This is a genomic window from Undibacterium sp. RuRC25W, from assembly GCF_049339825.1.
Lineage (GTDB): Bacteria > Pseudomonadota > Gammaproteobacteria > Burkholderiales > Burkholderiaceae_D > Undibacterium.
Genome location: NZ_JBMPPD010000015.1, coordinates 22,316 through 35,545, shown reverse-complemented (window position 1 = coordinate 35,545; position 13,230 = coordinate 22,316). Strand labels below are relative to the sequence as shown.

The window sequence follows — 13,230 nt, the reverse complement described above, 5'->3', positions numbered from 1 at the left end:
GCCGTCATTGGCCATGAGGGCTAGTTACTGCAAGCAAGTTTTACTTCATCGGAGCATTAAGTAGACGGCTGATTTCGCCTGATTTTTTGCCAGCAATAATTGCTCGGTTCAATTTAACAATCCACTTTTCGCTATCGCCAGGCGCAGTGGCAAAATGCAAGTCGTCTTTCATGAGCGGCTTTTTTAAGACAGAGAAACCCGTCTGCATCGTTTTCTCATCCGTTGTGTCATCGCTGCGTACCATCTGGCGCAAGTAGAAATCAACATCAGCAGGCTGTGACAGATAGGTACTTACCAACATCATATCCATCCGCTTGCCCATCAGTTTTTTTACGCGTGAAGAATACGAATTAGTGTCTTCCTCGACTTTAAACAAGACTTTACTTTGCTTATCAAACTCGTCACCGTAACTAACTCCGCGTTCAATGCCAATCGTTTTACCTTTGAGGTCATTCAGCGTATCAAACGTAGAGCGGTCATCACCCCGTTTGACCAACCACACAGTATTAGCGTAGACAGGTTCAGAGAAGACGTACTGTGCAAGACGTTCACTGTTTTTTGATAGTCCAAAGACAATTCCTTCGCCATTTTTTACATTAACTAAAATGCGCGGCAATGGATAACGGTGGATTTCAAACTGAATATGTACTTGCTGCTCAAGATAACTCAACACGTGACGTACATTCTCACGTATTGGAATAATATCGCCACTCTCATTTCGTTGTTCTCTCATAAGTAAAACAACTTTGTCAGGTTCTGCGGCAACGATATCCGCCAGGGAAATCAAACAAACGAAGATCAACAAGTAACGCCTACTTTGCCGTAAAAAAACTTGCCATCGATGCTTCATTATTGCTGTCATACACATCTCTTTACTTTATCCAATTCAGACCGACTTGCCATCGTTTTTTCTCTCGCTTTTCTCATCTCTATCGTTACGCGAATTTTTCAAGCAAGGCGGCAACACGACGACTGCTTTCTAAAGACTCCTCTGGTGTCGCCGCTTTTTCGGTATGTGTGATGAGGGAATGGGTGAGCAAGGTGACAAAGGAACGATCAAGCGCTTTACGCGCGGCCGACATTTGTTGCGCAATGCCGTCGCAATCGGCTGGGGATTCTGCTTTTGCAATCAGTTTTTGCACGCCACGTAGTTGACCCTCAATTCTAGCAAGTCTATGTAACAAATCTTTTTTCTGCACGTCACTCAGCGCTGTTCCCTGAACGATTTTTAGTGGGGGAGTATCGGCCATGTTTATTCTCCTAAGCGTTGTTTTAAAGAGGGTTCGACACTGAAGATCATACTCTACTGAGTATGCATAGAGAATACTCGCGATCACATTAGGCTGCCAAGTACTCTATTTCTAATTGCAACATTTGGACAAACTTTTTTTTTGACACCTTGCGTGCTCACCCCGTAGGCTCGTAAAGAAAGGGAGCAAACAATGCAAACCGCCAAGACCGCTCGTTCCAGTAGCCCGTGAACTATCCCTTTGTCAATCTTGTGTTGGACTCTATGCGAATCTCGTAGCACCCGTGTCATCGACCATCACTCGCCTTATCAATCGCGCTTTCACCACGAAAAAATTTGTCTATCTCGCTACATCACAAAGTCAGTAGTTCATTGCGAAACATGGTTATTTGCAATGAACCGATATCGTGTTTTTGAAAAGGTTATCTATGCATGCAATTCTCAATTTAACAGCCGGTCAACGTTATCAGACACCTGATGAATGTCTGCTCCTCAATAGCGAATCAGCTCAGGGCAGAAGCCTGCATCGGGTTGTACAAGCTTTACTAAGAGAAGGCTTTCTGAACCGTATGGACATCATCAATGACGGCCCTACCAGCTGGTTACCATTGTGGGGTAAAAAAAAGATGCTGCGCATCGAAGGCTTGCACTTAGGACGTGCCGGACACTGCACTATTGACGGTGACATCGCATTACACCAAGGGACACAAAAGCCAAGCGTGATCAGCGATGCCAATGATTTGCTCAGTGCAGTTCTGTCCGACGATAACGCAATCGCATCAGAGAATTTACAACGACTGTACGATGATATAGCGAACAGCATCATTAATGACATCGCATGTCACCAGTATCGCGCGCAATGGGGACGTCTGTTGCATCAGCATGTTGTCGAAACTAGTCAGAGAGATTTGTGGTCGGTCATGGTGCAGTCCAGAGGTGCGATCGCTGATAACGCCGTCTTATTTTTCGAACAATGGGGATGTATTGGTCACCCATTTCATCCGTGCCACAAAAGCAAACCAGGTTTAAACGAGGAGGAGGTTCTTTCCTATTCCCCCGAATTCCAGCCTCAACTGGAGTTACTGTTAGGGGCCCTTAAAGCAAATACCGCGCTGATATCGAGTATCCATAACGATTTCAACTACCCCAATTGGGTAGCCGCGCAGTTTCCTGAAGAAATGGCACACTGGTCAGACGCCTTGATCGCGCGAGGTGAAGATCCGAATGCATGGTTGCCATTACCAATCCATCCGTACCAAGTAAAACGGGTGTTACCGCAAAAATTTGCTGCCGAAATAGAAGCTGGTTCACTGTTGATCAGCGATGATTTTCCGCGATTAATCACAACGCCTACGATGTCGTTCAGAACCTTAGCGAGTATTCATAATCCGATTGCTGCCCATATCAAATTACCCGTTTCAATACAACTCACAAGTGCGCAAAGAAATGTCTCTCCCAAAGCGACAATCATGGGGCCAAGGGTAAGCGCTTTGCTACATGACATCATCGCTTTAGAAAATGGTTTTAACAACACGCTCGATATTCTGGCCGAAGATGTTGGTCTGCATTACATCGATCTGAATAACGACGGAGACCGAGGACATTATTTATCTGTGCTCTTCCGCGAAAATCCGATGACCCGCTGCCAGTCAGGGCTATTACCGGTGCCAGTTGGCGCGCTGTTTGCCGACTCGCCGATCAGTGGCAGAGCATTCGTCACCGAGCTCGTAGCCAGTGCTTACGGTGATCACCACATCGGAGCTATCAACTATTTCAATGACTATGCGAAAACCATATTACAAGCCAGTCTGAGTGCTTATCTCATCTACGGTATCGCGTTTGAAGCGCACCAACAAAATAGTCTGGTTTTATTCGCGCAGAATGGCAAAGCGGAGCGCTTGTTGCTACGTGATTTTGGTGATATACGAATATTCTCCCCCACCTTTGAAGCGTGCGGACTACCACTGAACAATTACCTGTCTGGTCCTATTGTATGTGACAAGCCAGAGACCGTCCGGGAAAAATTCTTACATACGACAATGCTATGTCATTTAGCAGAACTCGGCATTCTACTGGCGAAATCTTATCAACAGCCCGAAGATATTTACTGGCGCATTTTGCAGCAAACCTGTGAACAACTTTTTGACCAATTACGCTATCGTTGCAATCCACAGCGATGGGAAGAAGAGCGCACTGCCATTCTGCATCACAAATGGCCGGTCAAATCCTTGCTACGTATGCGCCTCTACAATGTCATGGATGATATCTGTTTAACGATGCCAAACCCCTTGTCCATGTTTTCTGCGTATAAAACGTGAACAACATACCGCCGATCAGTACGCGGCCGTGGTTATTCGTGATTCTGGTGTTAGCGACTGACTGTATTGGTTTTACGTTTTCAATCCAGGCACAACATGGTAACGTGTTGACCGTCACGTTTATCTGGCAGAATACTAACTCGATTAGTATGAGTATTTGCGGTAATTTTTGCTCAGATTATGCTCCCGAATTTTTTGTTATTAGTGCCTGTAGTTACTCTCCGCGTTGCAGGTACTTTTTATTTACGACTCGTTTATGCCTGCCTTTCAATATCAATTGTTACGCCGTATTCATTTGTGGCTTGCCTTACCATTCGCATTTTTCTTGATTATTCAGGGTCTGTCTGGTGCAGTTATCATGTGGAAGTATGAATTGGATGCGATGTTAAATCCGGATCTGCTGCGTGTCGTGGTACCGAGGTCTGATATGCCGGGCAATCGTAACCGACTACCATTATCCTTGCTTCTGACACACTTAGAGCAGGATAAAAAGTACGGCGAGCCATCGATGCTCGAGTTACCGATTCACGACGATGAAGTCGTGATTGCTTGGTACCGCAGTGGAAAATCGCCAACCCGTCAGGTCATGCTCAATCCATATAGCGGCGAAGTACTTGGCGAACGGATCTCGGGTCAAATAGGTTTATCACGTGCATTGTTTATCCCCACCGTCTTATCATTGCACCGTCAACTACTGAGCGGTAATAACGGTAAATTAATGGTCACGTTCAATGGTGTAGTGCTAGCGATCATGGCGCTCAGTGGGATTTATCTCTGGTGGCCGGTATGGCGAAAGAAAGCCGTATGGCAGGCACTCACTGTTTCCTATCAGGGCTCTTGGAAACGATTTAACTATCGCTTGCACAGAGCAACAGGATTTTATGCGGCGCCGGTATTTTTGATGTTCGCCATCACGGGCGTTTATTTTAATCAACCAGAGTGGATATCGACAGTCGCCTCCCCCTTCGTCGCTGTCCTGGTAAAAAACACACATATAACAACGTCGGCACCCATCACCAACGAAAATGCAGCGGCCGTACAACTGAACCTAGACCAAATTATCGCTCTGGCGAAACAACAGTTTCCACTCGCTTATGTGGGCAGGATTAGTCTTCCGCGTGGGTCTGATAGCAACTATGAAGTACGCTTACACCAGCCAGGAGAATTAAGAAAAGGTAGCGGTGCGACCAAGGTGAGTATTGACGCGGATCACGGTGTTGTCGTCAACACCCGGGATCCCTTGAAAACACAAGGAGAAGCACTTTTTTACAGCTACTTTTTCCCGCTACATAACGGCGAGCTATTCGGCACGATAGGAAAAATTATCCTTAGTATCGTTGGCTTACTCCCGATACTTTTCGCTGTCAGCGGCACCCTGATCTGGTTAAGGCGCCGCTAACTCAACGCTTAGTGCTCAGTTGCACATATCAGGACGGTAGCCAATCTAAAGACAACTGTGTGCCATTCATTGGAGGACACCAGAAGTAGGCGCCCGTGATTGGCTGAGTGAATTGGAACAAGGCATCAGTGATGCCATCTTCAGCGCCGGACATGCGACGTAATTGCGCTTCAAATGCCAGAAACGAGGTCGCGAAGGCGACAAAATAAAACCCAGCCTCGGCGCCTGCTGACCATGGCATCGAGCGACGTACAACAAAGGCTTCCGGTTCAAAGTCTTCTTGCGCCGTCCGCTTTACATGCGCAGAAACGGGAGCATCATCGAGTTCTTCGTTATCGGATTGACGACGACCTATCATATTGTCCTGCTCGTCACGCGACATCTGGGCAAGCTTGTCGAAATGGTGCTGCCACTGTTGAATCGCAACAAAGCTTCCATCGTCGGCATTGATGGCAACAGCCAATGCATGCGCGTCTTGTGGGTTCTCAGTACCATCTTCGTATCCACTCAGATCACGGCCATCGGCGTACTTAAAGGCATCGACTTGCTGCTGTAATAAAAAGACGGGCGCTAAGGCTTGCTGAACCATTCGCTGTTGCTGTACCAGCGCGCCACGTTCGGCTTCGCGCAGCCACAACCATACTGCGGCGGGTGTTGAGGGAAGCGCCACTTTGCTCTCAACGATTCCAGTAAAATCGCGTAAGCCGTCGATGTGGAGTCCTAAAAACGTCGCTAAACTTGCACCGACGCCTAACACAATGCGTTCACCATCAATCAAGCCTTGCACGCGCTGCAAGGCTGCTTGCACTGCGGTGCGATCTGCTTGCGCGGCCAATTCAAAATGCAAATACGTAGCGTGGGCTGGCAATGCTTGCAAAATCCCTTGTTGGTGATGTGACATATAACTCTCCTTGAACTCACATAGTATGAAACAGATAGCGCGTGAATTTTTATCGCGCCGATAGCATAGCGCAGGATGAGGTTTAACGTTATCACTAACCATACTCAATGTTCACTCTTTTTCTATTTTTCTGTTATCGAATAAATGTCTTGTCTCGATCAAAGTTTGCGGCTTACAATCAAGTTATCCCTGCCATTCATGGCATGGATGCGTCGCTCGGACGGTTCCGGGCGTAACGTTTTGAGACAATTTAATCATGACCACGACATTAACTCCGCCGGGCCGGGGTTTAGCAGGTGAGGACAATACTGTGTCCAAACCTGACTTTTCCTTCGCTCGTATCAATCGCCTTCCCCCTTACGTTTTCAATATTACTGCCGAGCTAAAGATGGCGGCACGCCGTCGCGGTGAAGACATCATCGACATGTCGATGGGTAACCCCGATGGGGCGACACCAAAGCACATTGTGGATAAATTAGTTGAAGTTGCACAGCGTCCGGACACCCATGGCTACTCCGCTTCAAAAGGGATTCCTCGCTTGCGGCGCGCTATCGCACGCTGGTATAAAGACCGCTACGCTGTCGATATTAATCCCGATAGCGAAGCCATCGTCACCATCGGTTCCAAAGAAGGTCTGGCACATCTGATGCTGGCCACGTTAGATAAAGGCGACACCGTATTAGTACCCAATCCCAGCTATCCGATTCACATCTATGGCGCGGTGATTGCTGGCGCTGATATTCGCTCGATTCGCATGAGTCCAGGTGTGGATTTTTTTGCAGAATTAGAGCGGGCGATACGTGAAACCTATCCAAAGCCAAAGATGATGATTTTTGGCTTTCCATCCAATCCCACAGCGCAATGTGTTGAATTGGATTTCTTTGAGCGTGTTGTGAAGCTGGCAAAAGAACATAAAATTCTGGTGGTCCATGATCTGGCCTACGCCGACATTGTGTACGACGGTTGGAAAGCGCCATCGATCATGCAAGTCGAAGGTGCAAGAGATGTTGCCGTTGAATTTTTCACCATGTCCAAGAGCTACAATATGGCGGGCTGGCGAATCGGTTTTATGGTCGGCAATAAAGAATTAGTCGCAGCCTTAGCCCGCATCAAAAGCTATCACGATTACGGCAGCTTTACGCCTGTACAAGTCGCTGCGATTGCTGCACTGGAAGGGGATCAAAGCTGCGTTCACCAGATCCGCGATACATATCAGTCCCGTCGCGATGTACTGGTCAAAGGCTTACACGAGCTGGGCTGGATGGTCGAAAAACCGAAAGCGTCGATGTACATCTGGGCACATATTCCCGAACGCTATCGCCACTTGGGATCACTAGAATTTGCAAAGCAAGTGTTGGAAAAAGCCAAACTCTGCGTTTCACCAGGAATTGGATTTGGTGAATATGGTGACGAGTATGTCCGCTTTGCGCTCATCGAAAACGAGGCCCGTATCCGGCAGGCATTGCGGGGCTTGAAGACGATGTTCAAAGAGGACGGGATTGTGTAGTTTTTCAAGATGATGGAAATGTGGCGGACAATGGATGTACTAATCCTCCACATTTCACATTCATTTAAAACACGTTTCCCGATGACATTACCTGGTTACTCAGGCCAGATCGACAACACCAGTTGTTCAACATCATTAGGATTGCTGATTTTTTTCTTGGCTTCGACCCAATCGGCGGGCTCTGGCACCGCTTTTTTGGTAAAGACAGGCGTATCAATCGACATCTTGATGGCAAATACAAAGACGCCACTCTGTACATCAATCACCGGTAGTTTTTGGACGATATCGTAAATCTGATTGTCGTAAAACTCGTGGATCGCCGGTTTCATGTCTAACCACGAAGTGACGACGCCGTCAGCACGCATCGCGATAACCAGATAACCAGAACTTGGCGGCACCTTTGCATTTTTGAGTGAGCGGTAAATCGCTGACTGTAACTTGCGTGAATAACGCCCGAGATTATCAATCGTAATCCCTTTGGCCTGTAGCGTTTGTTCCGACTGAAAAAAATATATCGAATCAAAGCGGGTTTCTGCTGCAAAAACCAGCGTGGAAAAACTCAGCAGGAGAGTAGCGAGCAGCAATCTCATTGTGGTTATCCTTATTTGTTCACAAAGACACCGGCACTCCGATTCTTTTGAACGTCATCCCATGGGAATATTTTACCGTTCATCGCTACATGCACACCTGCTGGCAATAATTGTGCGGCAGCACAAGCAAAACCAAGATTAAAAAATGCGTCTGAGTTAGCGATATCGTAAGGAATCATTGCCCCTGTGAATACTACCGTTTTACCAAGATTGGCGGCACCTAACACTTCGGCTGTTTCACGCATCGTATCTGTACCATGAATGATCACGATCGCTTTTTCAGGCGAACGTTGGCATGCCTCTAAAATAGTCTGACGATGGTTATCGTCCATGTCTAATGAATCCATTAACATGCACACTTCGAGCTCAACTGGCACGGTCAAACGCGCGCGTTGAATGACTTCTGGCAGATGACTTTCAGAAAAACTCAGTTTGCCCTGGATTTCGTTGTAATGCTTATCAAACGTGCCGCCGGTAGCGAGGATGCGCAGTGTCATGATCTGGTTATATGTTGATGTTGGAATTGGCTCATTGTAGCGCGGCTATAGTGCTCCTGAAAACTGCTACACTACCGCGTTACGTATAAACACTAGCTCGTCAGCAACATCTTGACTGTCGCAGAAACCACAACATGAAAGTCATCGCCCCAGGAACTGTTATTTTTCATCGTCATCGCGGCTATGGCGTCCTGACGTCTGTCAATTTACTGACAGGGTGGGTCGCAGCACGGTTTGGCGATGAGAAGCGAGTCATTGATCTGAACTTATCCACAGATGAAGTCCAACACGCCGATGGTGAACCGATTTTGTTCCGCCGACATCCGCCCGAGCGTATGCCACATGCCCGTCTCATGGCGATGGTACGCGCTTTACATGCCGCTGGTTATCAAAAACTGTACTTATACAGCTGGCCTAAACCTTCCGGCTTGCATTGGCGCTGGCAGTTATTCACAGGCGCGCGCAACTGGATGGCGCGGCCGTGTCGCGAGGGCTGGTACGGCTCCGGTGCTGACTATAACTTTAATCCCGTCATGGGATGGGGTGACGCCCCAGGTGCCAGTGCTGAGGAATTAATCCGCGCCTTGGCGCAATTTGATCCGGCCGGTCTAGCGCAGGCTTTAGGCAAAGATGAAGACCATACCGCGTGGTTCGCTGCGGTGTGCGATAAGTTATTGCCGGATTATGCTTATAGTCTGGGAGCCGATAGTCCCGGGAATCCGTTATCGTTGCATCTACCCGTCATCGGTGTGCGCCAGCGTCAGACCGTACCTGTGGATATCGAGCTAAGTTATCCACCAGGCTGGGAGCAAACCTGGAGCCCAGAAAGCCGCGCCCTTCATTACCAGCAACGTGCTGTGGTGAGGCACGACGTCATTCCGAATGCGTGGTCCTTGCCACTGGAACTTTGATTGCGCTATTTGCTTGTTTTGCAGACAAAGAATTTATTAAAGACAAGTCAGGATAACGATGACTGCCAATCTCCAACGCTATCATTTACGCTCGGCAGGCTCGCATGATGCACAACGACTTGCCGTTCTAGCCTTACAAGTATGGCTGCATACCTATGCGTGGTCAGGTGTATCCGACCTGATTGCCTCGTATGTGCTGTCTGAACTAACGCCCGCAAAATTTGTGGGCTTGTTAGCCGACACCAAGCAGCATGTGATCGTGGCGGAACATGAAGATCATTTATTAGGCTTTGCAGTGATCAACAGCGCATCGGCATATATCGGTGAGGAGGCCGTTGGGGATACCGGTGGGAATACCAAAGCCATTGAATTAGCTACGCTGTATGTGCAGGCGCATTTCATTGGTCAAGGTGTCGGGCGGGAGTTGATTGAGGCTGCCCAGAATTGGGCACGTGAACACGATGACAGCGTATTGTGGCTCAAGGTCAACGCCCAGAATCATCACGCCAAGGCGTTTTATTCACGCCTTGGCTATATTAAAACAGCCAGCGTGGATTTTATGCTGGGCGATCAGGCCTATGCCAACGATGTAATGTTGGGGTGTGGATAGGTAGCGACTTATCCACATTAGCATGCCGCGGCGGCGTCAGCTTCCCAACCTATTTTTTGGTGTGCCTTGCGCAAAGTCGAGGATATTCTGAAAAGCGACCGAGAAATACAACTCGTAACTGTCTTTTTCCACATAGCCTAGATGCGGCGTCGCCAGGACGTTTTCACGTCGAAGCAGCGGATGATCTGGCGCGACAGGCTCAGACTCAAAGACATCGATTGCAGCAAAACCGGGGCGTCCGCCATCAAGGGCCTTGAGCAATGCGTCTGGCTCGACCAATTCAGCACGGCTAGTGTTGACGAATAGCGCGTCCGGTTTCATGCGTTCCAGATCCGTTTGTAAGACTATGCCGCGTGTAGCGTCATTTAAGCGTAGATGCATGGAGATAACATCTGCTTCTGCAAAGAATGCTTCTTTTGAGTCAGCCGCCTGATAGCCATCCGCTACCGCCTGCGCCAGACTTGCTGGCCGTCCCCAGACCACCACTTGCATCCCAAAGGCTTTGCCATAGCTGGCCACGAGTTTGCCGATTTTTCCGTAGCCCCAGATGCCAAGAGTACGTTTTTTGAGAATACGACCCAACTGATTATGCTGCGGACGAATAGACGACGCTTGCCAGGTTCCTTGTTGTAATAAGCTGGCGTAGTTGGTTAAGCGACGCGATGCGGCCATGATCAGCGCCCAAGTCAATTCAGCGGGTGCGGTCGGGTCACCAACGCCCTCAGCAATTGCGATACCCATTTCATTTGTCGTTTCGATATCAATATTGCCTGCAACTTTTCCGGTCTGTGAAATCAGTTTTAAGTTCGGCAAACGCTTCAACAACTGCCGTGTCATACGAGTTCGTTCGCGGATCAATACCAATGCATCAAATTGCGCCAGTCGAATTGCCAATTGACCGACGCCAATAGCGCGGTTATTGAACACTTTGACCTCATGGTCTTTCAGTAGTTCGAAACAGTCCAGTTGCCGCACTACATCCTGGTAGTCGTCCAAAATTGCAATTTTCATGAAAATTTTCCTCGGCCCAAGTGAACAGATGAAACTGTTTCACTTTCATAATTAGTATTACTATGTTAATAATTTTGATGCAAAGTTAGCCGTAATCACGACTCGCGTGTACAATTATCGTTTAAGTAGCTTTTTGATTCTTCCGTTTGCCGCCCTTACATCAAATGGCAGACGCTAGTTGGAATCGGGATTATCATCCTGATGTCCTATTATCCGACAGAACCGCCGCGATGGTGTACGCCTTGCTCGAGCCGGGAAATTCTCCCCAGTGCTCGCAATCCTGCAACATAAGAACGACGATCCTGCCGTGCCGCTACACCGGTTTTTTATTGAAATGGCATTGGAGGCAGTATGAATCAACCTATCATGCAAGGCGTGGCTGCAGTAAACGCACCCGCTTACGTGAAACATCAGAAACTGATCAATTGGATCGCAGACATTGCGGCCTTGACCAAACCAGCAAATATCGTCTGGTGCGACGGCTCGCAAGAAGAATACGACCGTTTGTGCGCTCAGATGGTCGCTGCCGGTACCATGAAAAAACTCAACGAAGCCAAACGTCCGAACAGCTATCTCGCTTGTTCCGATCCTAGCGACGTTGCCCGCGTTGAAGACCGTACGTATATCTGCTCTGAAAAGAAAGAAGATGCAGGTCCAACCAACAACTGGATGGCCCCTGCAGAAATGCGCGCCACCTTAAATCCATTGTTTGATGGCTGCATGCAAGGTCGTACGATGTACGTCGTGCCATTCTCGATGGGTCCATTAGGTTCTCCAATCGCGCATATCGGCGTTGAATTGTCGGATTCGCCTTACGTTGCAGTCAATATGCGCATCATGACCCGCATGGGCAAAGCCGTGTACGATGTTCTGGGCACTGACGGTGACTTTGTTCCTTGCGTACACACTGTTGGCGCACCGCTGGCAGCAGGTCAGGCTGACGTGGCATGGCCATGCAACAGCACCAAATACATCGTGCATTATCCAGAAAGCCGTGAGATCTGGTCCTTTGGTTCCGGCTACGGCGGTAACGCGTTGCTCGGTAAAAAATGCTTTGCGCTACGCATTGCGTCCACGATGGGTCGCGATCAGGGTTGGCTGGCTGAACATATGCTCATTCTTGGCGTTGAATCTCCAGAAGGCAAAAAACACTACGTTGCCGCGGCATTCCCATCTGCATGCGGCAAAACCAACTTTGCGATGCTCATTCCTGCCATCAAAGGCTGGAAAGTAACCACCATTGGTGACGATATCGCTTGGATCAAACCCGGTGCAGATGGTCGCTTGTATGCAATCAATCCGGAAGCAGGTTATTTTGGCGTGGCGCCAGGCACCAACGCAGCAACCAACTCCAATTGCATGTCTTCACTGACAGCAAACACGATTTTCACTAACGTTGGTTTGACTGACGATGGCGATGTCTGGTGGGAAGGCATGAGCAAAGAAGCGCCAGCACATCTGATCGACTGGCAAGGTAAAGACTGGACACCAGAAATCGCCAAAGAAACAGGTCGTAAAGCCGCGCATCCAAACGCACGCTTCACGGTCGCAGCAACGCAAAACCCGGTGATCGACGCGGCATGGGATGATCCAGCTGGCGTACCTATTTCTGCATTCATCTTCGGTGGCCGCCGTTCAACGACCGTACCACTGGTGACAGAAGCACGTAACTGGATAGAAGGCGTCTACATGGCCGCAACCATGGGTTCGGAAACGACTGCTGCCGCTGTGGGTCAGCAAGGTGTGGTCCGCCGTGATCCGTTCGCGATGTTGCCATTCATGGGTTACAACATGAGTGACTACTTCCAGCATTGGTTGGACATGGGTAAAAAGATTGAATCCATGGGTGCAAAGCTGCCAGCAATCTACTGCGTGAACTGGTTCCGCACCGATGAAAATGGTAAATTCGTCTGGCCAGGTTTTGGTGACAACATGCGCGTGCTGAAATGGATGCTGGAGCGCATTGAAGGTTCTGCCAATGGCGTTGAAAACGTGTTTGGTTTGACACCAACCTTTGGCGATCTGAACTGGGATGGTCTGAATTTCACGCAAGAACAATTCAATACCATCACTTCCATCGATAAAGCTGCATGGCAGGCTGAACTGGCACTGCATACCGAGTTATTCGAAAAACTCGCCTATCACCTGCCACAAGAACTGGAAGCGACCCGCGTCGCACTGGAAAAACGTCTGCTGGCCTGATGATCATTTAGGTGCATCCTGACAAAGGCGCGACT

At 48.7% G+C, this 13,230-nt stretch carries 12 protein-coding genes; 6 read left to right on the top strand and 6 right to left on the bottom strand.

What is annotated here, in order from left to right; all coding sequences use genetic code 11:
• Window positions 1–40: 40 nt before the first annotated feature.
• The gene (locus ACO0KV_RS08895; RefSeq protein ID WP_423041947.1) at window positions 41–862 is read right to left on the bottom strand and encodes a substrate-binding periplasmic protein; all 822 of its coding nucleotides are present in this window, start codon (window positions 860–862) and stop codon (window positions 41–43) included.
• A 73-nt stretch (window positions 863–935) separates the two neighbouring features.
• Complete coding sequence (locus ACO0KV_RS08890; RefSeq protein ID WP_423041945.1) at window positions 936–1,250, bottom strand: metal-sensitive transcriptional regulator; 315 nt, start codon at window positions 1,248–1,250, stop codon at window positions 936–938.
• Window positions 1,251–1,677: 427 nt separating this feature from the next.
• Here ACO0KV_RS08890 and ACO0KV_RS08885 point away from each other — a divergent pair, with 427 nt between their 5' ends.
• Both ACO0KV_RS08885 and ACO0KV_RS08880 read left to right on the top strand, forming a co-directional pair.
• Window positions 1,678–3,567: an IucA/IucC family protein gene (locus ACO0KV_RS08885; protein ID WP_423041943.1), complete on the top strand. Its 1,890-nt coding sequence runs from the start codon at window positions 1,678–1,680 to the stop codon at window positions 3,565–3,567.
• Between the two features lie 256 nt (window positions 3,568–3,823).
• Complete coding sequence (locus ACO0KV_RS08880; protein WP_423041941.1) at window positions 3,824–4,966, top strand: PepSY-associated TM helix domain-containing protein; 1,143 nt, start codon at window positions 3,824–3,826, stop codon at window positions 4,964–4,966.
• A gap of 28 nt (window positions 4,967–4,994) precedes the next feature.
• Here ACO0KV_RS08880 and ACO0KV_RS08875 read toward each other — a convergent pair whose 3' ends face one another.
• On the bottom strand, window positions 4,995–5,867 hold the full coding sequence (locus tag ACO0KV_RS08875) for a Dyp-type peroxidase (RefSeq protein ID WP_423041939.1): 873 nt from the start codon (window positions 5,865–5,867) through the stop codon (window positions 4,995–4,997).
• A gap of 256 nt (window positions 5,868–6,123) precedes the next feature.
• Here ACO0KV_RS08875 and alaC point away from each other — a divergent pair, with 256 nt between their 5' ends.
• Window positions 6,124–7,374 carry an alanine transaminase gene (gene alaC, locus ACO0KV_RS08870; RefSeq protein ID WP_423041937.1) on the top strand — a complete coding sequence of 417 codons (1,251 nt, stop codon included), beginning with the start codon at window positions 6,124–6,126 and terminating at the stop codon, window positions 7,372–7,374.
• Window positions 7,375–7,469: 95 nt separating this feature from the next.
• Here alaC and ACO0KV_RS08865 read toward each other — a convergent pair whose 3' ends face one another.
• Both ACO0KV_RS08865 and ACO0KV_RS08860 read right to left on the bottom strand, forming a co-directional pair.
• On the bottom strand, window positions 7,470–7,964 hold the full coding sequence (locus tag ACO0KV_RS08865; protein WP_423041935.1) for a hypothetical protein: 495 nt from the start codon (window positions 7,962–7,964) through the stop codon (window positions 7,470–7,472).
• 11 nt (window positions 7,965–7,975) lie between these two features.
• Entirely contained in the window at window positions 7,976–8,461 is a 486-nt protein-coding gene (locus tag ACO0KV_RS08860; protein ID WP_423041933.1) for an asparaginase domain-containing protein, read from the bottom strand.
• Between the two features lie 134 nt (window positions 8,462–8,595).
• Between ACO0KV_RS08860 and ACO0KV_RS08855 the strand changes: the two genes are divergently transcribed.
• Both ACO0KV_RS08855 and ACO0KV_RS08850 read left to right on the top strand, forming a co-directional pair.
• A complete protein-coding gene (locus ACO0KV_RS08855; protein ID WP_423041931.1) occupies window positions 8,596–9,372 on the top strand; it encodes an L-asparaginase in 777 nt (258 codons plus the stop codon).
• 58 nt (window positions 9,373–9,430) lie between these two features.
• The gene (locus tag ACO0KV_RS08850) at window positions 9,431–9,982 is read left to right on the top strand and encodes a GNAT family N-acetyltransferase (RefSeq protein WP_423041929.1); all 552 of its coding nucleotides are present in this window, start codon (window positions 9,431–9,433) and stop codon (window positions 9,980–9,982) included.
• 36 nt (window positions 9,983–10,018) lie between these two features.
• On the opposite strand, the gene ACO0KV_RS08845 is transcribed toward ACO0KV_RS08850, so the two are convergent.
• The gene (locus ACO0KV_RS08845; RefSeq protein ID WP_423041927.1) at window positions 10,019–10,993 is read right to left on the bottom strand and encodes a D-2-hydroxyacid dehydrogenase family protein; all 975 of its coding nucleotides are present in this window, start codon (window positions 10,991–10,993) and stop codon (window positions 10,019–10,021) included.
• A 351-nt stretch (window positions 10,994–11,344) separates the two neighbouring features.
• Between ACO0KV_RS08845 and ACO0KV_RS08840 the strand changes: the two genes are divergently transcribed.
• Window positions 11,345–13,195 carry a phosphoenolpyruvate carboxykinase (GTP) gene (locus tag ACO0KV_RS08840; protein ID WP_423041925.1) on the top strand — a complete coding sequence of 617 codons (1,851 nt, stop codon included), beginning with the start codon at window positions 11,345–11,347 and terminating at the stop codon, window positions 13,193–13,195.
• The last annotated feature ends 35 nt before the right edge of the window (window positions 13,196–13,230 follow it).